23 protein-coding genes are annotated in these 25636 nt (G+C 44.8%); 22 read left to right on the top strand and 1 reads right to left on the bottom strand.

The features are described from left to right. Window positions 1–188 precede the first annotated feature (188 nt). The 20 genes from RGB73_RS20645 to RGB73_RS20550 all read left to right on the top strand — a co-directional run bounded on the left by RGB73_RS20645 (window position 189) and on the right by RGB73_RS20550 (window position 22216). Window positions 189–776 carry a metal-dependent hydrolase gene (locus RGB73_RS20645; protein ID WP_238501344.1) on the top strand — a complete coding sequence of 196 codons (588 nt, stop codon included), beginning with the start codon at window positions 189–191 and terminating at the stop codon, window positions 774–776. Window positions 777–929: 153 nt separating this feature from the next. Then, window positions 930–1316, top strand: a complete 387-nt coding sequence (locus RGB73_RS20640; RefSeq protein WP_238501346.1) for a hypothetical protein — start codon at window positions 930–932, stop codon at window positions 1314–1316. 290 nt (window positions 1317–1606) lie between these two features. Beyond that, window positions 1607–2245: a hypothetical protein gene (locus RGB73_RS20635; protein ID WP_238501348.1), complete on the top strand. Its 639-nt coding sequence runs from the start codon at window positions 1607–1609 to the stop codon at window positions 2243–2245. Then, window positions 2238–4106, top strand: a complete 1869-nt coding sequence (locus tag RGB73_RS20630) for a VirB4 family type IV secretion system protein (RefSeq protein ID WP_310764596.1) — start codon at window positions 2238–2240, stop codon at window positions 4104–4106. Before RGB73_RS20635 ends, RGB73_RS20630 begins: the two co-directional genes overlap by 8 nt. Window positions 4107–4113: 7 nt before the next feature. Then, the gene (locus tag RGB73_RS20625) at window positions 4114–6639 is read left to right on the top strand and encodes a GumC domain-containing protein (protein ID WP_238501352.1); all 2526 of its coding nucleotides are present in this window, start codon (window positions 4114–4116) and stop codon (window positions 6637–6639) included. Then, the gene (locus tag RGB73_RS20620; RefSeq protein ID WP_310764594.1) at window positions 6636–6947 is read left to right on the top strand and encodes a hypothetical protein; all 312 of its coding nucleotides are present in this window, start codon (window positions 6636–6638) and stop codon (window positions 6945–6947) included. The genes RGB73_RS20625 and RGB73_RS20620 overlap by 4 nt, the downstream gene beginning before the upstream one ends. Window positions 6948–7001: 54 nt before the next feature. After that, window positions 7002–8744: a peptidoglycan DD-metalloendopeptidase family protein gene (locus RGB73_RS20615; RefSeq protein WP_310764593.1), complete on the top strand. Its 1743-nt coding sequence runs from the start codon at window positions 7002–7004 to the stop codon at window positions 8742–8744. Window positions 8745–8753: 9 nt separating this feature from the next. Beyond that, on the top strand, window positions 8754–9182 hold the full coding sequence (locus tag RGB73_RS20610; RefSeq protein WP_238501354.1) for a hypothetical protein: 429 nt from the start codon (window positions 8754–8756) through the stop codon (window positions 9180–9182). Window positions 9183–9192: 10 nt separating this feature from the next. Next, window positions 9193–10437: a hypothetical protein gene (locus RGB73_RS20605; RefSeq protein WP_310764592.1), complete on the top strand. Its 1245-nt coding sequence runs from the start codon at window positions 9193–9195 to the stop codon at window positions 10435–10437. 11 nt (window positions 10438–10448) lie between these two features. After that, window positions 10449–11063, top strand: coding sequence for a hypothetical protein (locus RGB73_RS20600; RefSeq protein ID WP_238501357.1), 615 nt, complete (start codon window positions 10449–10451; stop codon window positions 11061–11063). A gap of 25 nt (window positions 11064–11088) precedes the next feature. Continuing rightward, complete coding sequence (locus RGB73_RS20595) at window positions 11089–12423, top strand: CpaE/TadZ family protein (protein ID WP_310764591.1); 1335 nt, start codon at window positions 11089–11091, stop codon at window positions 12421–12423. Next, window positions 12420–13292 (top strand): S-layer homology domain-containing protein, encoded by an 873-nt coding sequence (locus tag RGB73_RS20590; RefSeq protein WP_310764590.1) that lies wholly within the window; start codon window positions 12420–12422, stop codon window positions 13290–13292. The genes RGB73_RS20595 and RGB73_RS20590 overlap by 4 nt, the downstream gene beginning before the upstream one ends. Before the next feature lie 52 nt (window positions 13293–13344). Further along, the gene (locus RGB73_RS20585; protein WP_310764589.1) at window positions 13345–14721 is read left to right on the top strand and encodes a hypothetical protein; all 1377 of its coding nucleotides are present in this window, start codon (window positions 13345–13347) and stop codon (window positions 14719–14721) included. Window positions 14722–14735: 14 nt separating this feature from the next. Further along, window positions 14736–15911, top strand: coding sequence for a triple tyrosine motif-containing protein (locus RGB73_RS20580; RefSeq protein ID WP_238504159.1), 1176 nt, complete (start codon window positions 14736–14738; stop codon window positions 15909–15911). A 12-nt stretch (window positions 15912–15923) separates the two neighbouring features. Next, a complete protein-coding gene (locus tag RGB73_RS20575) occupies window positions 15924–17471 on the top strand; it encodes a fibronectin type III domain-containing protein (RefSeq protein WP_310764588.1) in 1548 nt (515 codons plus the stop codon). A 532-nt stretch (window positions 17472–18003) separates the two neighbouring features. After that, window positions 18004–19077: a hypothetical protein gene (locus RGB73_RS20570; RefSeq protein WP_310764587.1), complete on the top strand. Its 1074-nt coding sequence runs from the start codon at window positions 18004–18006 to the stop codon at window positions 19075–19077. Then, window positions 19070–20743, top strand: a complete 1674-nt coding sequence (locus RGB73_RS20565) for a ubiquitin-activating E1 family protein (protein ID WP_310764586.1) — start codon at window positions 19070–19072, stop codon at window positions 20741–20743. Before RGB73_RS20570 ends, RGB73_RS20565 begins: the two co-directional genes overlap by 8 nt. 6 nt (window positions 20744–20749) lie before the next feature. Continuing rightward, on the top strand, window positions 20750–21028 hold the full coding sequence (locus RGB73_RS20560) for a hypothetical protein (protein ID WP_310764585.1): 279 nt from the start codon (window positions 20750–20752) through the stop codon (window positions 21026–21028). Between the two features lie 189 nt (window positions 21029–21217). Further along, window positions 21218–21832, top strand: a complete 615-nt coding sequence (locus tag RGB73_RS20555; RefSeq protein ID WP_310764584.1) for a Pycsar system effector family protein — start codon at window positions 21218–21220, stop codon at window positions 21830–21832. Between the two features lie 24 nt (window positions 21833–21856). Beyond that, window positions 21857–22216, top strand: coding sequence for a DUF3307 domain-containing protein (locus tag RGB73_RS20550; RefSeq protein WP_238504152.1), 360 nt, complete (start codon window positions 21857–21859; stop codon window positions 22214–22216). 754 nt (window positions 22217–22970) lie between these two features. Here RGB73_RS20550 and RGB73_RS20545 read toward each other — a convergent pair. Next, window positions 22971–23060, bottom strand: coding sequence for a putative holin-like toxin (locus RGB73_RS20545; RefSeq protein WP_134687556.1), 90 nt, complete (start codon window positions 23058–23060; stop codon window positions 22971–22973). A gap of 221 nt (window positions 23061–23281) precedes the next feature. On the opposite strand from RGB73_RS20545, the gene RGB73_RS20540 reads away from it, so the two are divergent. Next, on the top strand, window positions 23282–24193 hold the full coding sequence (locus RGB73_RS20540) for a copper amine oxidase N-terminal domain-containing protein (protein WP_310764583.1): 912 nt from the start codon (window positions 23282–23284) through the stop codon (window positions 24191–24193). Then, complete coding sequence (locus RGB73_RS20535) at window positions 24193–25626, top strand: hypothetical protein (protein ID WP_310764582.1); 1434 nt, start codon at window positions 24193–24195, stop codon at window positions 25624–25626. The genes RGB73_RS20540 and RGB73_RS20535 overlap by 1 nt, the downstream gene beginning before the upstream one ends. Window positions 25627–25636 lie beyond the last annotated feature (10 nt).

Here is a 25636-nt window from a genome sequence, read left to right as displayed (position 1 = left end):
GTAATGTGAAAGGAGGCTTATTCGATGGGGATTTTGTTTGAAATCAACAGTAATGTTCAACGATTGCTTTCTGAGCGAGCCAGATTAAAGCGAGAGTTACGTACATGCCCTCCCGAACAAGTGGCCATTCTACGGGAAAAGTTAGATGAAATCAATAAGCAGTTACTCAACCTGAAGGAGAGCCTTCCATGCTAGGACGCACACATATGACTGTTGCGGTTGCTGCGTACTGCTCGTACAATCTACCGCATCAATGGGATGAATTGCCGCTATGGGTAATGGGACTAGGCACGGTCATTTTTACATCGTTACTTCCTGATATAACGGAGCCAAGAAGTCGAATGGGTGGGATGTTGATGCCCTTCATACCTTCCTGGCTCCGTCCCTTTGTTTTCTTGGTGGTAGGAGGGATGCTGGTTTATTACGGATGGGAAAAGTACGAACTGTTATTCATGGTCATTGGGGTTCTTCTGCTTTTACTGGTGCTTGTAAAAAACCGGGAAAGCCCCACACATGGCTTTGTGGGAATCGGAGTCGTTGTCGCATTTGCTTGGTTGTATCAACCTAACTTGTGGAAACCGGCCCTGATTGGGTACGGTTCTCATCTCGCCTTGGATTTCATTTCTGAAAAGATTGCGCTGTTTTCGCCGTTGAGCTCAAGACGCTTCGGTGTAACGTTTTTTCAGACTGGTTCAACCGCAGAGCGGCTGATAGTCCAATGGGGGGCGATTTTCTACACAGCTTGGATTACTATTCAGTCATATCTCTCTATCTAGGAGTGCTGCATTTGAATGCCTGGTATCCAAACGGTACCGGGCTTTTTTCTATTTGTGAGGGGCGCTGCAATCTATGCGTGAAAGGAGGAAGGATGTTTCCGCGCAGCTAGCCTCGACATTTTTTATTGTAGACAAAACGAAGGGAGAATTCGTATGAGCTGGACTGTCCGATCAGTCAAGATTCTGATGCTCGTTGCCATTTTGTTCTCGTCACTGTTTGTCCCAATTCATCAGGCTCAAGTAGCCTATGCAAAGGTAGACGGCAAACCACATTTTGATCCATTTGGACTGGCCGAAGGAAATCCCGAAACTGATTTTAGCCAGTTGATTAACAAAATTTTTAACTGGGTGATCGGGATATCACTGTCTGCGTCGGTCATTTCCGGTGGATTGTTGGCGTTTTTTCTTAACTTCATAGCCTTGGGGCAAAACGCCAGACAGACCGCAAAATCATGGGGATTTGGCATCATCATCGGATTGCTGTTGATTGCCAGCCTGGTTACCTTAGCCAAGGTCATCTACAACATGCTGCAGACGTAGTAAGGGCGGAGTGAGTACCATGCGTGCACGAGTACCGAAAGGGATAAAGAATGACATCCCGCTTTTCGTCTTGTCCAACACACAATGGATCATTTGTATTGTTTCATTTACCGGGTTGCTTGTCTCCATATCCATTGAATTTTACGAGATTGTCCCCTTGTTTCCCATAGCAGGGGGATATCTCATGTTTCGAAAAATCAAAGGGGAATCTCCGTGGATCGTGTGGTGGCGCCGGTTCTTATTTCGGTTGAGACCGAAAAGAGTGATTCGAAGGGAAAGGAGAGGATACATTGGACTCCAGAAAGAGCATTAGTTGGCCGGAGTATCTGGAACTGGAAGATGTTCAGGATGGACTTGTGATCCTTTCAGATGGCCGTTATCGAAAGTATTTGGAGATTTTCCCGATACCCTTAACGCATTGCTCGGAAAAAGAATTACGGAATGTCTACTTGGGGTGGCAGGATTTCTTACGGACATTGGAGATTGAGATTGCATTGTATATCCAAAGTCGCCAAGTTGACCTGGAAGAAGTGATGAAAAGACAAAGAGAAAATCGGATCAATTTTGTCCGTACCTATAACGCTTCCGGTTCAATGACGGAGGCGTTTTTGATGGAGCAAGAACACTTCAATCGGGAGTTACTTGCATCGAGGAACCTACCGGTTCGCCGTAATTTTCTTGTATTTCCGTTAGATGACCCAACTCGATCACCGGAAAAAGCCAACGACTTTCTCAACGATCGCATTGAAGAGTCTTTGGGTCGTATCCAACGATTTGTACGACGGTACAAACGTCTGGAAACTCCGGACGTATACGATATTCTTCACGCCTGGTGCAATAAGAAACAGTCCAAGTACATCTCGGGTAATGATCTCTACGAAAAAGGATTTCACAGCTTGTTTGTAAGAGGGGTGCCCGCGTTTGCTTAACCTGAAAACAAAGATCAAGTTGATCTGGTCGGCCAAGAAGGAGAAGGATGATGAATATCGTCCGATCCATGATTTTATTGAAGTGTTGGCTCCAAATTCTGCTGATCTCTCACCAGCTACGTACATTCAGGTAGGTGAGAGGTACATCCAATCGTTTTTTGTAGACGGATGGCCGTCTGAAATTGACTTTGGAAATCTTCACCCGCTTGTGAGTTTCCCAGGGGATATTGACTTCATCCAATATATCGCCCCTGTTGATAAAGACAAGATTTTGTCTTGGCTAACGAACCGCATTGAAGGAATTGAATCCAAACTCATTGATCGCGCCAAGCAAGCGTCCAGCCGTGGCGTACTCTCCAAACAAGAGGAGCTGGCCATGCTCCAGCAATTGCGGTCTGATATTGATAACAATCGAGATCGCATTATCTACTTCGATAACTTCATCATTCTGGCTGCCAACAACAAGGAAGAGCTAGAAAAAAAGGCAGACCGCCTTATGTCAAAGTTTGGAGGGACCAAGGATTGCCTCAAGCCGGCTGATTATGAGCATGACCTGATGTTCAAAGCGGTCAGTCCTCTGGCCATCAAGAGAAAAGAAGCGTGGAAGGAGATGAATTTGGCAGCGGGGACCAACCTGTATCCCTTTACCGTATCGGATTGGCCGCATGAGGATGGCCCAATATTGGGACTAAATTATGACGTTGGTTCTCCTGTCCTTTTCGATGGGTTTAACAAGGAGCACGTGAATAACTTTGGAATCTCTTTGATCGGTGTTTCGGGAACAGGGAAGACCGCCATGCTTCAAAAGATCATTGCTGGGGAAGTTCCTTACGGCGTTTACCATGCAGTGATTGACCAGGAAGGAGACCTGAAAAAAACCATTGAAACCTTGGGAGGTGTCTACCTGCCGATTAGCCGTTACTCCGATTTGCGGTTTAACCCGGCAGACATCGAGGTAGAACAGCACAAAGAGCGTGGCTTGATTGTGGATCTACAGGGGAAAATCGAGGATATGGTCAACCTGTCAGCAGCGATGGCGGGGTTAACGGACAGTGCTGATCATAAGGTAATTGCAGCATATATGGACCGAGCGTGGCGCAGGGCGTATGAAAAGTGTGGGATTACGGAAGATCCACGAAGTTTGTATCATGATGCTTACTTTGATCCTCAGAATGGACAATTCGTCACCAAGCAAAAAAAGAAACCGCCGCAATTTGGGAACTTTTATCATGAGTTTTGTTCGCTCGCGGAAGGAATCAACGAATTACAAGGAACCGTACTTACCCTTGAACGCTTTACCGATAAGGGAACCCTTGGGATCTTTGACTGTCAAACTAATGTGGAACTCGGAAAGGCCCCTTGTGCGGGATTCGGTTTGAGGGATCTTCACAATTCGGAGTTATTACCGATTGCAAACATTGTGGTTCTTTCTTATCTGGAGAACCGCTTTTTGAAAAAGCGCGATCTGGACGATGGCTCGTTGTTCCGCGTCGATGCGGATGAGTGCCAAGAACTCTTCAAAAACCTGTATTCTGCCAAGGCACTGGAAACCTATTTCCGGCGGTTCCGCAAGAGAAAGGGAGGGCCGATTGCGGCAACCCAGAACTTCCAAAAGTTTTATGAGAATGAACACGGCAGAGCTGTCATTCAGAATAGCGACACGAAAATTATCTTTGCTCAACACGAAGGCGATCTGCAGAGATGTGCCGAGCTGTTCAAACTAACCGAAGGGGAACTGGAATTTTTGGGGATGGGATTAGCTCACCACGTGATCATTAAGCAGCCGAAATACAGTGTGCGTGTGGTGACGCAGTTTTCTCCCTGGGAACAAGAGATTTTCTTCCCAGAGCATGGGGGGTGAGCAAGCATTGTGGAGACGTGTCGTAATCCTCACCGTGGCCATCGTCATGCTTACCGGAGTTGGTCTGACAACATTCGGTGTGTATAAGGCGGATGCAGGTAAGGGTGGGGTTGTCGGAAGTTGGATAGGGAAACTGTTCAAAGACGGGTGGTTTGGAAAAATTACGGATAAGGCAGCGAAAGCGGGGGAAAAAGCGAAGAAAGTGTATGACAAGGCAAAATGGGGAGCGATCATCACCGGTATTGGTGTTTCAGCGTATGATATTGCCTTTAATGACGCCAACTTCCTGGGCAGCAGTGTTGGATTTGTCGTTCAGAGGGTAGCGGCATGGTTAGAACTATTGATTCCGCCGCCGGAGCGGCAAATCTTTAACTTTGAAATTGTGAAGAGCGAAGACGGTACGGAAGAGGTTCAATTTAAAGACAAGGATCGTTTTGCCTACTATCGGTTTGACGAAAATACGTGGCAGACCATTAAATACATCTACTACTACATGATGGGGATCTTTTGGGCGGGTGCTGTCATTATCGTTGGATATCAGGCAAACTACCTGATGTTCCCGAGCGGTGTTCAGGATCGCATTACTGCCCGAAGTATTATCTCCACCATGGTCCTTTCAGCATTGGCGATCCTGTTTATTCCCTTTCTCGTGGGGATCTATTCCGATATCGCCATGCTATTTGTTGCCCTGTTTGCCAATCTGGTTGATCCGGAAATTGTCGTGCAGGGATTATTGAATTACACCATTGATGACAAGTTAACAGAAGCCATGTTGAAATTGATCGCCCTGGCTCAGCACGGGATGATCTTTTTTATTTACTTCATGCAGAAGATTGTCATCATGGGGTTATTGGTGCTGTTCCCGATCATTGCGATGCTGCAAAACTTTCCGTCCAAACGTCATCTGTTTGGTTTGTGGAATCGGGAAATGCTGACCAACCTGTTCACGCAGCCGGTTCATGCCTTGCTGTACTGTTTTGCCTTCAATCTCATGCAGGATGCACCTGATGTGGAGAAGATTGCTTACTCGGCTGTCTTATTGCTTGCGATCATTCCATCAGGAGCTTTTGTACGGGAAGTTTTTCAGGGGGGCGGATTTGCCCATGAGGGAGCTGGTTGGTTACGGAAGATGGCCTATCTGACTCTTTCAGGTCTTGGAATTGCGGGTGTAATGAACACAGGAAAATTAGCCATGCAAAGCTTTCAAGGGATACGTGACGCTTATCAACAAAGCGGATTGGCTCAACCTGGAGAAAGCTTTACGCAATCCATTGGACATTTCTTGCGGCGTGGATTCCAGTTTAGTGCAGGGGCATTTGGAGGATTGGCTGGAATGGCAATGGCAGGTGCGCCCGGTATGATCGCAGGAACGAAAGTGGGTTCCAGACTTTCCGGATATGCGGCCAACCAACTCACCGCGGCAGCGTCGTCACCTGAAGTACGAAAGGGTCTCCACAGCGTAGCATCTCGGCTTCCGTTTTTGGACCGTGATTATCATCGCCAAAAGGCGGCAGCCTACCAGCAGATGATGGAATTACCACAGAAGTGGGCAGAGGTCCGTCAGCAAGAAGAGGAGGCGGCGTTTGCTCTCCGCCAAGCTGACAGCCAGATTAGCCCGGTTTTTGCAGCGAAGCAAGATCACCTGCAGGCCAAACGTAACCTCGACGCCGTGTATCAACAAATGGAGCCGGAAGAACGCGTAAAAGCGAGAAATCTGTTACAACAACATGAAGAGGCGTATCACCGTTCGCGGCCGCAGTTGATTTATGCAAACCAGACAATTCAGGATGCCAAGCGAACGTATGAGAGGGCGTTGGCCGATTACCAAGCCATCAAACCAAACACTCCGGAAAAGAACATGGCTCGCCAGCAGGTAGAACAAGCCTTCAAGCAGTTACAGCAAGCGAAACAGGCTGTGAATCCTGTGTATCGTAGTCAAGATGTTCAAACACTTACAAAAGCCGGTTATCGCCCGGGTTCTTCCCTTGCACAATATTTGGAAGCTGGCTATCAAGTGAACCAGGCTGCACAGAGAGTACAGCGAGCAGAATCTCATGCAGGTGCACGATACGAGGATCTGGAACGAACCTATCAAGGAGCAGCGGAAAACTATCAACAAGCTATGGCTAGAAGGATGAACGTAGAGGGGCAGAAAATGCATCTTGAAAAAGTTACCGGAAAGGTGATTCCTTTGCCGCCTTCCGGACCATCCGTTCCGGTGAGGAAGTACCGTATTGAACCGGTATTTACCCCGGCACCACAACAAGCCGCTTTCCGGGCCGTATCACAAGGGAGTCGTTCACCCCAAAGTTCATCAGGTACGGCATTTCGGCCGACCTTTCAACAAACGTTTAAACCCGTTGAACCCGCATGGTTCGCTGATCCGGTTACTGAAAAACAAGCCTACACACTAGAAAAATTGGGGGTTCCAGCAAACACAGTAAAGAACAAGGGGGAGGCACACTTGATTATCAGCAGTTTCAAAAAAGGTGAAGATGGATCGGAACTCCAAAGGAGATTCCGTAACCAATGATGGAACGATTGAAAAAGGTGGGCCTGCTCATGGCCCGCCTTCTTTTTCGTTATGTCAAACGAATGGCACTCTCTCTCATTTTGAGCATGATTCCACTGATTGTCATTGTGCTTCTCGTGATGTTAACCCTAGATTCGATGTTCAATCTTACAGGGGGAATGCTGAACTTCACCGGAAGAGATGACTTTGTTCCTAAAATCGGTTTGGAAATAAAAGCGGCGTACGAAAAGAAAGCAGACACATGGAAAGAAGGTTTGACAGAAGAAGAAATTGCCCAGGTCTACCAGTACGATCATCAGTTGTCATAGGGCATTCTGGCTGCGATCGACAAACTAGCCTACAACTTCGATGATCTTTCGCAAATGGAAAAGTATTTGAACCAAACCTACGAGCTGGTTAAGCCGGAATTTCGTTTTCGAAAGGCTTGTGACGGCCGAATTCTGCTTGATTTTGCTCATACCTATATCGGGACCTATCAGTATCATTACCAAACCGTTTATGAGAAGCAGCCGGACGGCACCCAAAAATGTCGTGAGGTGTTGGCCCACGTAGACACGGACTTTTCGTATGAAAAACTGAAACAGTCTCTTCGACACTATGGTTTGGAAGATAACCAGAATGTTGACATCGTTATTTTTCAAGCCTATGGGTTTGATCGGGACTTAAAAGATCCCCGTGTGAAGTACCTGCTGCCGCCGGAAATGCAACAAGTGATTGCCCGATCACCAATTGGTTCTGCCCCCAGAAATGAGCGGGGAGAAATCGACTTGTATGCTCTCCTGCCGGAACGAACGCCAAAAGAGTTTATTGAATCCATGCATGCAAAAGTTCAAGTCTACGACAATTCGTGGCGTATCAATAAAGGCAGGACACCGCTTGGTACACTTCCCCGAAGAGGAAGCGAATCACGATTCGGAACGATAGCGGTTGCAAAAGATAACCCGTACGGTCTTCAACTCGGCATGAAAGTATATATTCCGAGGTACGGTTACGCCATTGTGGAGGAATTCTCGGATAACATCAATGATGACATCCTAACGGATCGTTTCGTCGATAAGGTGGCCAAATTTTTATTTTTGTCCTATGATCTCCTCACTTCCTGGTTAGACGACATCACCAATCGAACCAAAAAAGAGGAAGTCGTTTATCTTTTCATGGGTGGAGAAGAGACAGATGAGGAGAGGTTGGTTAAGGCTCAAGCTTCCCTGAGTAGTGCGTACACGGTTTATTATCAATCGATCCCCATCTATATTCTCAACCCGGACTTTCAAATTGAGCCTCCAAACTTTGAAGTGAGGGGAAAGACATTTTGGGATGGCAGTACGTGGCCCATTACAAGTTGTTTTTGTTACCGAGAACTCTATGGTAAACGAGAATTCCACGATGGGGTCGACTGGGGCGTTCCCGAATATATTCCAGTCCTGGCGATTAACTCAGGGATCGTGCAGATTGCGAAACACTCGGACTCGGCCGGAAATTATGTAGCGTTAAAATTGGATACACAAGTTCACGAAAATAATCGTACGCAGGACATCGTTGTTCGTTATCTTCACTTAAGCAAGTACGTGGTATCTCCTGGACAGAGGGTACAGCAGGGGGAAGTGATTGGGTATGTTGGCAGTACAGGGAGAAGTACTGGTGCTCACCTACACATGGATGTCACCATTGGAGGAAAACGTCGAGACCCACTCAAGTGGATCGACTTCATAAAAGCAGACGGTCTTTTGGATGTTTACGGGGAACAACCCAGTTTCGAAGGGGGCGAGATTTCCAATCCGGATACAGAAAAGATGGAGTATGTGGGCGAATTTGAGATCACTGCGTACACGGCCGGCAAAGAGTCAACCGGAAAGGAGCCTGGAGACCCCGGGTATGGGATCACAGCTTCTGGGAAACCGGTGCGTCCCGATCATACGATCGCTGCCGATTGGACGGTAATTCCAGCAGGTAGCATTGTGAAGATCGAAGGATTGGAGCCCTACTACGTGGTCGAAGATGTGGGCAGTGACATCAAGGGAAATCGAATTGATATCTATATGCCCGAGCTAGAAGATGCCTTGCAATTTGGAAGACAAAAACGTCGGGTTTGGATCATGAAACACTAGGAGGGACGTATGAAAAAGTGGGGATGGTGTCTCATTATTGTTTGGTTGTTGGTTAGTTCGGTCGCTTATGCCGAACAAGGGCAGCAGCCCCAAAATGACGTGGCCAATCGCATTTTATCTGGATTGGAGGAAAGTCAAAAAGGGACGTTTATCATTAAGGAGTCGTCCTCTTTAGAAAATGATGCGTTCCTTGATTGGTTGGAGAAAAAAACAGAAGTGATTCGATCATGGTTAACAGAACTGTCTTTGAAACTATCCGTGAAGTTTCTCTTAATGGTGGGACCGTTTCTCATATTGGGATCGGTGCTGCTGTTTTTTTTAGGGCTAAAAAAAATACTGGCATGGATTTGGTCCTTTATAGCCTTTGTCGCACTAGGATTGTTCTTAACAATCCATGGCGTCCCATTATTACGCAAATTCATTGAATTCCTCCAGTGAGGTGATGGCCTTGAGAATTGTTTTTGCAACAGGGGACGAAGCGCTGGATGATTATGTGAGCAAGAAGGATGGCATTTTGGAAGTCGGCAGGGCATTGTATGCGGAACAGCTTGCCACCATGGTTCCTGCATTGAAACCAGACGTTGTATTGTTTTCGGAAACCATTCCAATATCCCGTTTTGATCAAAAAGCGGGACATGTGGGGGCGGAGGCAAACATTCTTAAAATCATGGAGTCAATTGTCGAAGAAGGGATTCGTGTTGTCATGATCCTCAATGAACGCCCGCCAGGTCATCCTTTTTTGGAAAGACTGATTGGATTGGGAATCTATGATTTGATCATAGGGGATACCATCAAGGTGGATCAGGTAATTGCCGCTCTTCACCACCCTGGAACTCGGAAACAGGTGAAACACCTCCTTCGTCAGGAAGAGGAGCTTACTTCTGAGGATACCTACCGGGCAAAAGAGATTAAGCTAGTAACGACGGAAGAAGAAAAGCAGGAGGGTTCTCGGCAAATTAGTCAACGAGTCTATCGGATTGCCAAGTCCATGACGGACGTAAGTGAAAAGCTGCGAAAGAAATGGGAAACACGCGGGAAGGAAAACGCACCAGCTCCTGAAACTACAACAATGGTTCAGCAATCGGTCGTAGGGGTTCACAAGAAAGAACCCGAAACGACTCCGGAAAAGGTTATCGTGCTGTATTCACCTGAAGCGACTGGAAAAACATATGTCGGTGTGAATATGGCCATTGCCGCAGCCAAAAGATTGCGAGTTCCTGTTTTGTACAAGGATTGTACAACAACATGCAAGACGAAACTTTGGTTTAACGCACCAATGTTCCCGTTTACGCTATCCGACATCCCCCTTACAGTCGCAGGGAGGGATGCTAAACCTTCCGCAAAGGTTGGTGTACTAATTGTGGAAGCCGCCAAAAAGGATGATATCCCACCAGGGGCAGTTGTGTACGTAGTCGTAGACTCTGATTATGCCCGGCAAGTGATCATTAGTAAGTCGCTGGATGGAATCCAACCTGCCGGCTTGATTTGGAATATGGCCTATGAAAAAGCTTGTTACCCTCAAGACATGATTCCACTTCTCCATGTGTTGACGCTTCCCTATGATCGTAAGGCCTATTGGGACATTGTAAACGGCATCCCCCGAGCGTTTTCAGATGAGGCGCTATGCGATCGATTGGTAAAGATCATTCAAATGGACCCACTCCATCAGTACATGAGAAGTGGTATCGGATGAGGATGCACGACATGCGTGTATGGCAGAAACGGGACTATCGTTTGTTCTATGGGATGATGGCAACCGCTGTCATCTGTTTTCTTTCTCACTTTTATGTAGGGAAGTTTCTTTTGTACCTGGCAGCACCTCTGTATGTTGGCGCCATCGTTTTTGTTTTTTACGGGATTGGCAAACGCGACGCGCTCAAGAAAGGATACTATCGTGAAGCGAAGCGGATTGGCCTGGAGAGAACGTTTTTGATCCCCTATAACGAGTCCGACGACGAAATCTGGTTTGAACTTCATTTGATGGAACCAGTTGAAAAGCAAAAAAGTACACCTGTTCGGGTATTGAGGCAGTACACCCGTGATTTGCAACGGTTGTACGACTTCGCCAAAACGTATCCGAAAAAAAGGGTGGTATTCGTCGGAACGACCCATCAAACGTTAACGGTTGCAGCGATGAATGCAGCCAAACGGCTAGGTCTTGCTTACGAGGTAGCGCCAATCATACATGACAAATCAGCTCCGATGACAAAAAGAGAGTGGAGAGGTGTACTACGGAAGATGTATGGCGACGAACAAAAGATACGAGCACCGGCGAAAGGGGAGTGGCGCACGTTAATTGTTCGTGTTGAAAATCCATGAGACAACAAACGAAAGGAAGGTAATTATGCTCGCGACTCAAACAACACGCATTTTTTCTTCAGTTCCCCTAAAGAATCAAGACGCAACGGTTGTTTCACCCGATCAACTCCTGTCCCATGTGCAAGAAACTCCAAATGCCATCGTGTATCTCCTCTGGCCAGAAGATAAGGTTCTGCTGCCCCTTCTGAGGGATCATGCAACGGTGTATGTCCTTGGGAATCTCAAGAGCGAACAATATGTCGAAGAAATGAAGGAAGCATTGCGGAATGGTGCCCATGACTTTCTGGATCGTATGGATCACATTTCCACCGCTATACATGAAACAAATAAAACAGAAACGGATACGAAGCCTGTTGAACACGTCATTCGCTTGGTACCCAGGACAAGACCATCTTCTTCGGTTCCCCGGAGCAAAGAACAGTCAATGTTTTCGGAACCGATTGACCATGAAGAGCAGCAAAGGAAGGAAGAAAAACAAGAGTTCCATCCTCCGATAGACAAGCAACCCGAGACTGTATCCGTCAACTTTACACGTCTGGATGAACTTCACATCCGACCCATCGGGGGGCGACAGATGTTCGTGGTTACCTCTACAAAGGGGGGAATCGGAAAAACGACTGTTGCCATGAACGTGGCCCGGCTGTTGCATGATTATGCAAACGGTCGGGTCATTCTTGTTGACTTGATGCACCCACACGGCAATGTAGCAACTCGAATGCGGATCAAGACGGAAGTAAATCTGAAAACGTGGGAGCCGTACTTCGAAAACAACGCGCTTGTAACAGATCAAGTAATTCTCACCAAACTGGTGGTCAAGCATCCTAACGGCCTGTATGTGCTGCCAGGTGTGAATGTGGGACAATCTTGCTCTCCCGAATTTGTCGGCTACATTTTGACCCATCTCAGCCGGACTTTCGACTACGTGGTGATTGATATCGGGCCAGAGCGGCAAGACCTTCTCAGTGTGGCGATGTCGATGGCGAACAGAACCCTGTTGGTCGTTGACTACGATTTGGCAACTATCAAGGATTCACAGGAATATCTGGATTTTTGGAGCAGACGGCAACAATCCCTGGAAAAAGTCAATGTGTTGGTCAATTTTGAGCCGATGAAAAAAGACCGGAATACCCTTACGAGGGAAAAGTGCAAAGCATACTTTAACGGGTTGTCCATCATCGGTTTTTTGCCGGAGGCGTCCGGCATGCGGGCCATTCACAATGAGGGTAAGGTGCTGGTACAAGAAGATAAATCCCATCCCTTTTCTGTTGCTCTTATCGGAGTGATGGAATCGCTCGTATCCGGATTCGTGGTGAAAGAAAAACGCGGATTTTTTGCAAGACTGTTTGGAGGGAAAAAATGATGAAAAAGAAAAAGTGGTTAGCAATTGTAGTGGCGCTTTCCCTAGTGGGAAGCGCCCACTCTTTTGCGTCCGCGGAAAAAAAGGCTACGATATCAATTCCGGAAGGGACGAGCGCTTATAAAATCGTGGACAAGGAGGGGAATTTTGTAGATTTGGAGTTTACGTACAACGAGGATCAAATTACTGTGGTGGTTACGGTTCCTAAAACCAAAATCGATCCCAAAATCATAACGGTTCCTCTCAAAAAAAGAGAAAAGACGGACGAAGACAGTACTGGAGAAAAGGATGATTCTACGGTTAGCGTACCGATGGATTCAGTAAACCATTGGGCCAGAAACGACATCCTGCTTATGAATCAACTTGGTTTACTGAAAGGCTATCCAGATGGAACTATTAAACCTGAAAGAACCATCACGAGAGCGGAATATGCTGCGCTCTTGGAGCGTGTGTTAAAAATGACATCATCAGTTCCTCAGCCAGTGGACACAGCGGTCTTTATGGACGTAAAGCCAAGTGACTGGTTTTTCGGTCCGGTTTCTTCTCTTGTAGTCCGCAAAAACATTAATCCGGTCATATATTCGGAAGGATTTTTCTTCCCTAATGAGGCGATCCCACGCGAAGAGATTGCCAACTGGACAGCCATAGATGTTCCAGAAACCTCTTTGCAGCAAGTTATGTTCAAAGACGAGAATGCCATAAAGTATCCAACAGACGTGAAGAAAGTGGCTGCTGCAGGGCTATTGAAGGGCTTTCCAGATGGAACCTTTCGCCCCTCCGGTAACACCACGCGGGCCGAAGCCGCTACCATAATAGTCCGTTTTCTGAAAATGAAAGGAATTATCTATGAACAAAACGAGCAGGAAATCTAGATAAAGGGGAGTGGGACAATGAAAATCAAATATTTAGAAGGGGAGGAAGACATTGAATAAGGCATCAAAAACTTTACTGGCGCTTTTATTTGTATTCGCACTTTTTACAAATAATAGCTATTTACAGAAGGTTTCTGCAGCTACACAATCAAGGACATTTCCAGAAAGCACCTCACAGTCACAGACAGCAACGTGGACGATACCAAACTTAAAGTCTGTAAATAGCGTTTCTGTGAATACAGGTACAGTAACATATACTATAAGTGGTGATACAATTACTTTTACATTAAAAAACGGTTCAATTTCGAGAAGTGTTCAAACAGGAGGATCACCTGCCGATAGCAAGTCAATCTCAAACTACAGTCCAGGGACCCGATACTTTTATACTAACCACAATAGTGCTTCCTCAGGTTCATGCTCATATACAACGGCCCCAAGCTCAATTAGTTATGGACCTGATAGTGGAGGTTATTCGGGTACTCTTTCCAAGACTGAGGGTATCCATAATTATGCTGGTACTTGCACGAAAGCAGACGGTTCCCAACAAACTCAATATTATGCTAACTACTCTTACTCGGGAACAGTAACGAAACCTGATACACGTACCTACACTTATTATTATCAATACACTGTTACTTTAAATTATACTGATAATTCAGTTCCAGTTATTAATATTACATCACCTGCGAATAATCAAACATTATCGGAAGTGTCTGGCCACAATAAGCTGTCAATTTCCGGTACTGTCCAAGATACTGACGTAGGTGATAGCCTCACGGTGAAATATCAAATTGACAGCAAAGCTGTACAGACTCTCCAGACTCTTACAGCGACCGGAAGTAGCCAGAACATCAATAATTACGATATTTTAGTTGATGGTTCAATTTCCGAGGGAAGCCACGTTGTGAAGGTGTGGGTTGAAGACGATAAAGGCGGAATTAGCAGTATTGGATCAAGAAATTTTGTGGTGGACAAAACCCCTCCAGCAGCACCAACTTTTTCGGAAGATCCAATCGGACAAGCAATCTCCAAAACAATCACGATTAACTTTCCGTCCGATGCAAATATAAAAGAGTACAAGATTGACAATGGAAACTGGACGACCTATACCACACCGCTCACGCTGACAAAAAATGCAAACATCTACGCAAGAGCTATCGATATAGCGGGTAACGAGAGTGTTGCCTCACATTTCGTTACGTCGATAGGCCCGCCCAATCCGATTGTGAATGTTTTAGAGCTGTCTGAAGACAGCGTAAGAGTAACAGACACCCAAACGTACCCTGAACTTGTAGAACGTCAGTTTAGCATTCTAAAAGGTGGTCAGATTATCCAAAGTTCAAGCTGGATTGACGAAGCAGAATATACCTTCAATGGGCTTGATCCTAACACTATATATGATGTTAAAGTCGATGTCAGATTCAAATGAGGAGTGTGGTTATTGTGAAAAAAGTACGTCAGATGGCAATTCTAACGCTGTTAGGTTGCTTTTCTTTTGCTCAACTTTCGTTCGCTGCAAGTGCGGTTTCTACGACGACTGTTAACGTGGTAACTTTGGCAAAGACTCCATCTAACTTGACATTGGACACGGAGGCAGCGACAGATACGTCGCTGCCTTTGCTTTGGGATGCGAATGGAAACCCTTCAAATACAGGGTATACTCTCGAAATGTCTGAGGATCAAACCGACTGGACGGTTGTGCAGGACAAGGGCATTGACGATATGGAAGAAACGGTTACAGGATTGGCGGGAAACAAGATGCACTACTTTCGGGTTTCCTCGTACAACCAGGATTCACCTCCGGGAACAAACGGGGAGTACCTGACCGGTCAATTCTTGACAAAACCTGCAAAACCGCCAGCACCAACTGGAAGTGTCGATGGCCAAACCATCACGGTCAACTGGGGGAACGAGCCTGGTACGACGACCAAACTGTTTGACGGCAAAGATCAGCAACTCACGATCGATGACGGAGACACAAACAAAACATTGGCCGACTTAACACCGGATACCGCATATGAGTTTTACATTGTTCATTCCAATACGACAGGCGATTCAGTGCCATCAGATAAAGTGAAGATCTGGACGGATGCCAAAGATCCAGCTAATTTGCGAGTGACTGACAGCACAGAAACGTCTTTGGCAATTGCGATTGATGCAAACGGGAATCCGTCTACGACTCAATACAAATATCGTATCACCACAATAGATGGTACGGCCATTGATGAAAGTGACTGGACTACAGACCTTACCTACAACTTTAGCTCTTTGTCGCCCGGAAGGTATAAGGTATACGCAAAAGCCCGAAATAACACACAAAACCCGAATGTGAAGGAAACGGCCGAGATCGAGCTGGTGACGGGCACTGTACCGGCTGCACCTTCAGTAGAGACTGTTCCGACAGAAGACTCGATCACAGTAACTCTTACACCGAATTCGGATTCGACGAATGTTGAGTTCCGAATTGTCCTGCAGGATGAAAACGGTCAAGAAGTCGCGGTTACCGACTGGGCTCAACAAGGTACGGGATGGGCCGCCTTCGAGCTGACGTACACTTTTACCGGTTTGCAGCCTAATCGAAATTACAAGGTGCTCGGAGAAGCGCGATACGCAGAGTAAGGGGGAACGAAGATGCAGCAGTCATGGAAAACAGTCGGGCTGGCGCTTGTCATCTTAACCGGCCAACCTGTTCAGGTAATGGTAGCGGCCAATCCGTCAGCTGTATCAGAGCACGAGGAATGGACCTTGGCAACTGTACCCACTTTGTCTGTAACAGGTGTATCTGGAAATACGCACACCGTTCAAATTGAAACGAATAACCCATTGGGAACGGAAATGAAAATTGAGAAGTCGGGAGACCCCGACTTCTCTGTTTTTGATGTCGTGCAGGATTGGACGCCGCACAATGACAGAGATACGTTTACGCTTGATCTGCAAGATGCGGAAACCGTGTACGTCCGTATCAAAGCACGAAATGGTAAAGGGATTGAGACTTTATACTCGGAGACCCTTACACTCATTCAGGCACCAGCCATGCCCACCTTGGCTTCTCAAGAAAGTACCGATCGGAAAGTCACTCTAATTGTAAACCCTGTGCAAGGGGCACATGTGTACAAGGTGAAACGCTCCGACTGGGATGAGCCCAAAGTGTTTACAGATTTAACATTTACAGATGATACAGTTTTACCAGGAAGACCGTACACGTACGAGTTTTGGGCCGAAAATAGTGTCATGAGCAACAAAAATACGATCACCATTTGGACCAAGCCGGCGCCGCCGATCTTGAAAGTCCAAAACGTGACCGCAACGAGCATTACGTTAAAAGTTAATCTCAATAGGAATCCGGATGATGTTTTGATCGAGGCTAAACGTGAAGGAGGAAACCCTGTCGTAAATGGAACTTTGATCGAAGAAACCGGACTTAAGGAGAATACGGAGTACACCTATGAAGTCCGGGTTGAGTCTTCCAATCACGAGTATTCCGAATGGGTTTCCAAAACATTCCGGACAGGAACGATGCCAGTCACTTCTGACCCCGATCAGGAATTTGACAAAGCTGCGAAGGACATCTTCTCCGAGGTTGTATACCAGGTGGACGCTGACGATAAAGGCGCATGGGTCGATGTCTCCGTGACAAACACCCGAGGAATGGATGTTCGTGGGACGTTCAACGGGGTTACCCAACTCTTAAGTGCCACGCCCGTTCGATATGGAGACCTTGAGTGGAACAAGGAATACCTTCTAACGGTCGTGGTGAGCGACGGCACCAGAATGAGGGAAAAGCAGTATCCGATTAAAACTCCGGAGAAAGGGACAACAGAAGAAGAGGCATTCCGTAAAGAAGCAGCACAGTTTATCCAATCGATCAATCTGGTCGCCGATGGTCAGCTCAATTCCGGAAAAGCCTGGATCGACGTTGAGGTACCACAAACAAACTTCGCCGTGACAGCAACCATCGAAGGGTTTTCTCAAGAGATCACAAAAAAAGCACGCTTTGAAAATCTGGATGACAACACTGTCTATGTCGTTTCGTTCGAGGTACGTAACGGCAAATACTCGTATCGTGCACAACGGGAGATTACAACCCCAAACCGAACAGCTCCGGAGGTGGTAAACATCTCGAAGAGCGGAAACCATTTGCAGATTGAAGTTCTCACTCATTCAGAATTGAAGAATTGATCGACAGTAGCCCTCGTCGTAAGAATGACGAGGGCTTTTTACTTGGGGTAAACAAATTGCATATTTTCGTATAGGTGTAAATCAATATCCATTAAATATTTTCTTGATTTAATATACTCGACAAAATGAAAAACGTCACAAGGTTTGATAAAGGAGCAGGTAATGTGACAAAATTTAAGTAAGCTTGACAAAGTCGAAAGAAAAATTAAACCAACTCAATGATGTAGGAAGAATCTATATTTTGTGCAAAAAGCTTTAAAACACTAAATAAACCACAAGATATTGTGGTTAGAAAACGTATGTTTGATAGAAATGATTGACCGGTTTTAAACATATCCCTTACAATTGTGTATAACAAAATAACCCAATGATTGGGGCTCACTGGGTTATTGGTGGCGGTAGAAAGGATAAGCCTACATAAAATGAGCAGGAAAATTTTCCGCCAATGGTCATTCATCTTCATTGTATATATTCTATATGACCATGAATATTCCTGCTCCCTTTTCATAAAAATTATGGGAGTGTGGCAAAAATGAAAAAATCTACTTACAGAGAAATTCTTCGTAATGATGCAAGATACCGATACAACTACAATCCGTTACGCGTAATTCTCAACGAAAGCCTAATGATTGTTAAGGGTTACGTATCTGAGCAAGAAAAGCGAGAGATCCAAGAGATTTTGGATCAAGAATTAACTGAAGACTTTAAATTGGGTGGACATGCTGACTATGATCATCTTTTGGATCAGGTGAATGATTATCCTGACTTTGAGACACAACGGCAAGAGGATGTAAAACTCTGTTCGCTGTTTATAGACCTTCGCAACTTCACCAAACGGGCGCTGTTTATTGATGATCCTGGAGTTGAAACACTGGAAGAGATTGCAAGCCTAAAACAACAAGCGATTTCTACTTGGATTAAGCTTGCAAGGTTTTATCAGGGGCATATACACTCCATTACCGGTGACGGAATCATGGTACTATTGGGCGGGGAACAAGACTATGATAAGGACGAATGGACGGTAGGTGCACGTGCGTTTTTACTTGCTTTGCGAATCCTTGAAAGTGCGGATCATTTAAATGAACAACTCAAGCAAACACTAAAAGATAAGGGGAAAGAAGCTCATATACAAGCAGATAATCTATTAGACATCAAGGTTGGAATTGAGTATTCTCCAAAGACGTTAATGAACCCGCAAGGCGTGATTGTCAATGTAAACAATCAGAAAAAGCCAATCGGAGAAGTAAAGGCTACTTCATTTGAGATCGACTTTTCCGCTAAGCTGTTAGGCTATTATAATAAAGCAAAAGGAGAATTAGACGGCTCCCCTAAATATGGAAGAGTCCTCTTGTTTGGTGATAAATACAAAGAGTTAATGGATTTTAAGGAGGATGTAAAGGTTAATAAAATCGCAACATACGAGAAGACGATGTACAACGTTAAAAAATGTTACAACGCCCATTATATTGATTGTAAAGACTACAAAGATAAAGTCATTAACGTTGAAGATGTCGCAAGTATATGTAATGTGTATGACGCTTCAGAAGCGGCAAAAATGGCAAGTATTAGTATTATGCGGGGAGAAGAGAAGGTTCAACATGGATAAACAACGACAAATGGCAGAAGCTGAGTTATTACAACTCGGCTTCTCTTTTATCAACGAAAATACACTGTCTGGTCGGGTTCCACAAGACGGGGATGTTCATGGTGTATATATACAGGTCGAAATTTCGCTTACCGGTTTTCCGATTAAACAACCAGAGGTAAGGCTCATCTCCATTAATGACGATAGTGAACTGTATAAAAGTGTTCCAAAAACGTGGAGACACTTGGATGAATTTATTTTTTCATCCGACCCTAAAAGTACCAAATTTTATATCTGCTCCATGCATAACTGGAGCGCTAGGTCAGATCGTGGTGGAAAGTTTATTTATGAGCGAATATTAAGCTGGCTTCAGTCCAATGTAACTAACAATTGGAATGTGGATGAAGATCTACCAACCTGGAGAATCATCCCTCAGTTTAGCAATGCGATTATGTACCTTCCTGATTATTTTTTACAGGAGCTAAGGAAGGAAGAGGCGAAGACTTTTTTTTCGATGACAGCTTTTCATACACCATATGTTTTTACTTCTGGAGGAGAAGCATCTGGTAAAAAGGAAGGGAATTCCTATCCAATTAATGAGATTAGTTTTCAAAAACGAATATATTACTTTTTTCCAGAGTCTCCTAAAGAACATCCGTTTACCCATTTGATGAAAGCTAAATTGGGAGACGCATTCATCTCATCAAAGTTACTTCTTGTGCGATTACCTGGAAATTACTTATTTAAGACGCTCTATCAGCTTCTTAAAACTATTCAACAAAACACGGACCTAAATAAAATTTTGGAAAAGTCACAAAATATGCCGGTTATCGTTATGTATAGAGGAGATAAAGGTCGCGATGAGGCTGTGGCTTTTCTTGCCAGCAAAGAGTACATTGAAGGGAAAGAGGATTTTCAGATCCATTTAATGAAACTGGAGAGTATGCCCAAAAGACCAATGGCGATAGATATGACAGTTGGGCTACTTGGCGTAGGTTCCCTCGGAAGTCAGGTTGCAAGGCTTCTTTCGCAAAAAGAGACCAGGAGAGTTGTGATGAGTGACCATGACGTACTTTCCATGGAGAACATCGGTCGTCATGAATTGTCTCCATTTTATCTCGGTCATTTAAAGTCTAGGGGCTTGGCATTTGAATTAAATACTAAAACCTTGAGTAACAATTTTTTTTACATGAATGAGGACGAAAAAGTTATTGGAATATCGGACATCCTGGTTATAACCGTTGGGGATCGGCAGGCATTTGACAAGCTTGCATTTCGTAAACTTCTCGGTCATTCAAAACCAATTATTTGGGCATGGTCTTCCCCCAATAATATCCTACAAGAAATTGTGATCACCACATCAGTGACAGGTTGCCTTAACTGTTATTATGCATTAACAGAAAGTGATAAAGAGCTAGCCACCTTTCAAAAAATTGCTTTGGAAGAGATAAAGGCAGCTACATCAATAGAATTTGATATCTGCGGGAATCCACATACGATCTCACAAATGGAGAAAATGGATTTTTTAGCTACCCAAATCGTATCAATCCTTTCTTATTACAGCAGACATGGGCGATTTCCATTTGACTTTGTCAACTATTATTGGGGAACAGATGAAATCATTCCAAGAGCAAAGGTCGGCTACGTACAATGTCATCCAGCCTGTACTTGTAAGGGGGATAGATAAATATAGATGGAACGAAAAGTGTATTTAAAATCTAATTCCTATGAAAAAATGAAACAATTAACAGCAGCCTATCCGGATGTAGAAAATGGTGGCTTACTTTTTGGGAGAATGAATCCTTCGTGGATAAAAATTCTTGATGTGTCCGACGCAGGTGAAAAAGCAATTCGCACAAAAACGGGTGTTGTTTTTGAAGTGAATTATTTGCAGCAATATACACAAGAGAGATTACGAGAGGATTTATTTGTCATAGGACATGGCATTCACATCCAGCCCCTTTTGGTTTAGAGCCCTCATTTGTCGATAAAAAAACCATGACGCAGTTACTTCGTTTATTTTCGAAACCGTATCTTCCTGTTTACTTCATAGTTAAGTTGGAGGAAGGCGAGTTTTTGGCAAACGCTTATACCATTAACGATCAAAATACCATAATGAAAGAAGCTTACATTGTTTTATAAAAGAAAGCAGGAGGTTAAAATGGAAGAAAAGGATTTACATAAGTTTCGCTTTGATTTACTGACAAAAGCGATAGAAGATACACAACACACCGTTCGCTTCACGGACGGAAAAGCGGGGGCAGTTATTACTTTTTGGGGAATTGTCCTAACAAGCATATTGCGGACAAATGAAAGTTGGTATCCCTGGTTGAAAGCAGTTGATGGTTTTCTTGATCGCTTTTTTGTGTACAGTTGCATCTTCTTCCTGTTGTTTTTCTTTGTTAGAAGTATTTGGATTGCATTAAAAGTAATAACACCGAAGATAAATCCACTAGCCCAAATTGACTGTACGGGTTACGAACCTAAAGGGCTATTTTACCTTCATCAGTTGGATAACAGCATAACAGGTAAACATTTATTTCATGATCGTGCACTTCCTAAGTTAAAGATGACTACAGCTGACTATATGGAAAAACTTAAGGATACTAAGGCAGAGGATATCTTATGTGAGCTTGCCATAGAGCTACAGAAGGTATCATTTATTCGAAATGTGAAAGTAGCTCGAGTAAACGATGCGATAAATTCCGTCAAGTTATTTTTGGTTGTATTCGGGGTTTTATTTTTATACGGTTTCTGTGATACATTTTTCAGATAACAAGCGGAGGTGGTTCCTATTCAATTGAACGTAGAACTGTTTATCGTCCTGTACATTTTTCATAAAATCGCCGATTACTTGTTTCAGACAGACGGACAAGCTAGGCTCAAATCGGAGAACTGGGGCTACCTTATTCGACATTGTGCAATTTATACCGCTACGGTTCTAGGTGCAGCATATCTATTCCTTGGATACTTTAGTTGGGGAGCCATTTTTCTGGTTTTTTTCAGTCACCTTGTCATTGATAAAAGGGATTTTCTTTATTGGTGGGCTATGTATGTAAAAGGTATTAAGCAGCCAGATCATCCATCGACTGGTAATGTAATGCTTGAACTCGACCAAGCATTTCATTATGTTGTCCTTTTTATCGTTAGTCTTACTTAGTTCAGTTTATGCGAGATTCTTTGCATTCATAAGGCAAAAACCCAAATACGTTCCTGACTTAATGACAGGGGCTTTATCTTTGAACAGGGTTGAAAGAAAAATGCTTGCTCCCATTCACAGGATATGGTAATATAAGTATTGACAATAAGTAAGTGCCTAAATTTTGATCTCCTATAAATTCTCAGGTACTTGCAACTCAAGACGATTACCACAGAAGGAAAGATCTCAGTAACAGGATTGGCTACATGAGGGCTTATTAGCTTCAAGGGGGATCTGCTTTTTTTCTCCAGTGATTTGTGGTATCCTAATAACAACACAGCGGTGGGACGTTGCCCGTCTTGAACAATAACCAAGGCGTGGCTCACATTGTGGGGGAGTAGGTTACCATGTTGCCAAGCCCAAGGGTGATCTACTGTTATTCTTCAGGGTTTTGTGGTATCTTAAAAACAACAGCATTTGTGCACACTAAAAAAGACCAACAGCGCGGCAACGCTGTCGGTCTTACACAATAGCCGCCCTCAAAGGCGTCGGCTCATATTCTGGGAAAGTAGATCACCATGCTGCCAAGCTCAAGGGTGATCTGCTTTTATTCACCAGCGTTTTATGGTATCCTAAAAACAACAGCATTTGTATACACTAAAAAAGACCAACAGCGCGGCAACGCTGTCGGTCTTGCACAATAGACGTTCCCCAAAAGGGGGCGGCTCAAGTTCATTTCGGAGTAGACCGCGCGAGTTGTCAGCTCAAGGGCGGTCTATTTCTTTTTGAGGTAGGTCAGCAAAGCGAGGATGAACATGCCGAACATGAACATCAGCGTCAATGCTTGATAAACCTCCATCAGCATCACCCCCTTTCATGAGGGGATGAGCCGACCACCCTTGAGGAGCCGATTCTATTGTGCAAACCATATTATACCATGGATTGGTAGATTCAGCCTCAGTCTCCTAGACTGGGGCTTTTGCTTTTAAATAGAAGCAATTTACGACAACTTTCAAAGGAGGAACGATTATGAAATAATTAGAAAGGAAAATATCGGGAATTAAAATTTTCATGAGGTGATTTTGTATGAAAAAGAATCGATTTGCTCAGTATCTCATTGGAGCAGCTCTTATGATCGCTGCCATCAAACCGGTCGCTGTTTTGGCGGACAGTAAGGACATCCAGGTAAAAGTCGACAATGTCTCTGTCCAGTTCCCAGATGCAAAGCCTTTCATCGATCCGTCTACCAGTCGGACAATGATCCCGATTCGATTTGTTAGTGAAAAACTGGGCGCCTCAGTCGAGTGGGATGGCGCGAAACAAACGGTTACTATGACCAAAGATAGTAAGCAAATCTCGCTTAAAATTGGGGAAAAGAAAGCAATTGTAGCGGGCAAACAGATCACATTTGATGCAGCAGCGACGCTGCAAAACAATCGTACGTTCGTCCCGTTGCGCTTTGTCAGTGAAGCCTACGGCGCAAAAGTAGACTGGTTGGCAACTGAACGACTTGTACTGATAACCACAAACCTGCCTGATGGGACTGGAACTTCGGGTACAACAACACCGGGCGCCGGCCAACCAGGAACAACCAATCCGGGAAGTGGAAACACGTCAACTTCAGGTGTAGGATCGAAAGTTGGTGTGGATGGGCAGTTTACGGTTGTCGCTCCGTCTTATCCTAATATGCTACTGCCCAAACATCCAGAAACAGAGCCTGCTATTGATGCTTTCGTTGCAAGTTTGAAATACGAAAACGGAAAAATATCCGGTGTTGTTCCCGATCTGCCGGAAGGTTATTTGATGGGGCTTCTCTATACCGACAAGGTTGATAAAACAATGACTAAAGATCTAACAGGCACCAAAGAAGGTCAGGCGTTTTCCATTCCCGTCGGCAGGGGAACGCTTAGCTTTGTGATCTATCAAGGTAACGAAGGTAAGAACGAGGTTTATGTTAAACTTCCCGAAATGGAAGTTGAATGGGGGAATAAAAGATAATGAAGTTATGTAAAAAAGTTCTAGGCTTTACACTTGCCTTGTATTTGGGATTAACAACAATGGTTTTGGCAGCCGCAACCTATCCTTATGGCGACTATGTGTATGGAACCAAAAACATCCCCCTTAAAGGAGACCTTTCGTATTCTGGTCTGTCTGGAATCCAAACTCGCCCATCAATTGTTTATCGTCATGATCTTAACACGCAAAACGCGATAACTGGGGTAAAAAGCCCATCGAGTGGAAACCTGAAGACAGTCCAGTTCGATATCCAACCTTTACCTGGTGTCGAACCCAAGGACATATTCAAGGACAAATCGGGGTATCACTTGATTCCTCTTGAAGAAGAACTCATCAAAGACCTATCAGCAAAGGCAAATGGAAATTCACAATGGGTTTGGGAACAAATCAGTAAGGCATCTCCCCACCCAATAGTAAAAACATACCTCGTCCAACAAACCCCCTATGTAAACATAGGGGCTGTTTTTTACCTTTCTGGCGGCGGCGCACCAGATATGAAAAGGGCCGAAGGGGACGGTATTACGGGGCCCCTGTTCCTTACCACATATTTGACGACACCTTGGCCATCAATCCCGATCCTGGAACAAAACTCGAATGGAAGTCTGCACATCAAAGCGTTGGCTCACTCGATTTTTGATACGGCAATCACCGGGGTTGTCACCGTTAATGGAACGGCTACCAAGCAGCTCTTTTCGAAAAATACGCCGGTCAGCAATTACACGGTGACTTATGAGGGAAATGTCCCCTTATCGGAACTGCCTGGTCTAAAACAGGGTCAAAATCAAGTCACACTCACGGTCAGTGACAAGTTTGGGAGAACCGCTTCCAAAACGATTGTCATTCAAAATGGAATTACACAAGGCTGCCAACCCGTTCTTGTGAAGATGAGGGATACGACGCAGAGAATTTACTTCCCGGATGTGTCAGATGGATCGACCATCAAATACGGAGGGCCGCTCGTATGGGGGATGCAGTATAATTCCGCGGTTTGTTCCGTACTTGAATCTGTTAACAAAAACAACGGCATTGGTGACAAACTGAATCAACCGATTCGGGTGTCGGACATTCATACCAGCATCTTTCTGAACCGATGGGAATTCAAGATCGGGAAGAGCAAAAATGGGGTCATCCTGGAAAACCACTCAAAAGATACGAAGCCATTGGTGGCCTATCTCATTGAGACAAAAGGAGAAAAGGTCTTAAAACGGTATGTTGTGAACAAAGGCCAATCGGTGGAGATCGTACTTCCCACTAAGAAGTACAAGGGGGAATATTCCATCCAATTCCCGTCCCCATTGGTTGACAGCGGCTTTTGGGCTAAGGCTACAGCAACTAGGGATGGAATGCCGGCCAGTTATACGTATCCAGACCAGGTAAGGGGAGCCATTCAAGCGATTGTTAATTTCAAGAAGTGAGAGGTGGGAT

Source organism: Brevibacillus brevis, from assembly GCF_031583145.1.
In the GTDB taxonomy this organism is placed as follows: domain Bacteria; phylum Bacillota; class Bacilli; order Brevibacillales; family Brevibacillaceae; genus Brevibacillus; species Brevibacillus brevis_E.
This window is presented reverse-complemented; position numbering and strand designations above follow the sequence as displayed.

What these genes read in the sequence shown, in the direction of transcription:
- RGB73_RS20645 (WP_238501344.1), top strand. Translation starts at nt 189, where the DNA reads ATGCTAGGACGCACACATATGACTGTTGCGGTTGCTGCGTACTGCTCG.
- RGB73_RS20640 (WP_238501346.1), top strand. Translation starts at nt 930, where the DNA reads ATGAGCTGGACTGTCCGATCAGTCAAGATTCTGATGCTCGTTGCCATT.
- RGB73_RS20620 (WP_310764594.1), top strand. Translation starts at nt 6,636, where the DNA reads ATGATGGAACGATTGAAAAAGGTGGGCCTGCTCATGGCCCGCCTTCTT.
- RGB73_RS20615 (WP_310764593.1), top strand. Translation starts at nt 7,002, where the DNA reads ATGGAAAAGTATTTGAACCAAACCTACGAGCTGGTTAAGCCGGAATTT.
- RGB73_RS20610 (WP_238501354.1), top strand. Translation starts at nt 8,754, where the DNA reads ATGAAAAAGTGGGGATGGTGTCTCATTATTGTTTGGTTGTTGGTTAGT.
- RGB73_RS20600 (WP_238501357.1), top strand. Translation starts at nt 10,449, where the DNA reads ATGCGTGTATGGCAGAAACGGGACTATCGTTTGTTCTATGGGATGATG.
- RGB73_RS20595 (WP_310764591.1), top strand. Translation starts at nt 11,089, where the DNA reads ATGCTCGCGACTCAAACAACACGCATTTTTTCTTCAGTTCCCCTAAAG.
- RGB73_RS20590 (WP_310764590.1), top strand. Translation starts at nt 12,420, where the DNA reads ATGATGAAAAAGAAAAAGTGGTTAGCAATTGTAGTGGCGCTTTCCCTA.
- RGB73_RS20575 (WP_310764588.1), top strand. Translation starts at nt 15,924, where the DNA reads ATGCAGCAGTCATGGAAAACAGTCGGGCTGGCGCTTGTCATCTTAACC.
- RGB73_RS20570 (WP_310764587.1), top strand. Translation starts at nt 18,004, where the DNA reads ATGAAAAAATCTACTTACAGAGAAATTCTTCGTAATGATGCAAGATAC.
- RGB73_RS20565 (WP_310764586.1), top strand. Translation starts at nt 19,070, where the DNA reads ATGGATAAACAACGACAAATGGCAGAAGCTGAGTTATTACAACTCGGC.
- RGB73_RS20560 (WP_310764585.1), top strand. Translation starts at nt 20,750, where the DNA reads ATGGAACGAAAAGTGTATTTAAAATCTAATTCCTATGAAAAAATGAAA.
- RGB73_RS20555 (WP_310764584.1), top strand. Translation starts at nt 21,218, where the DNA reads ATGGAAGAAAAGGATTTACATAAGTTTCGCTTTGATTTACTGACAAAA.
- RGB73_RS20545 (WP_134687556.1), bottom strand. Translation starts at nt 23,060, where the DNA reads ATGCTGATGGAGGTTTATCAAGCATTGACGCTGATGTTCATGTTCGGC.
- RGB73_RS20540 (WP_310764583.1), top strand. Translation starts at nt 23,282, where the DNA reads ATGAAAAAGAATCGATTTGCTCAGTATCTCATTGGAGCAGCTCTTATG.
- RGB73_RS20535 (WP_310764582.1), top strand. Translation starts at nt 24,193, where the DNA reads ATGAAGTTATGTAAAAAAGTTCTAGGCTTTACACTTGCCTTGTATTTG.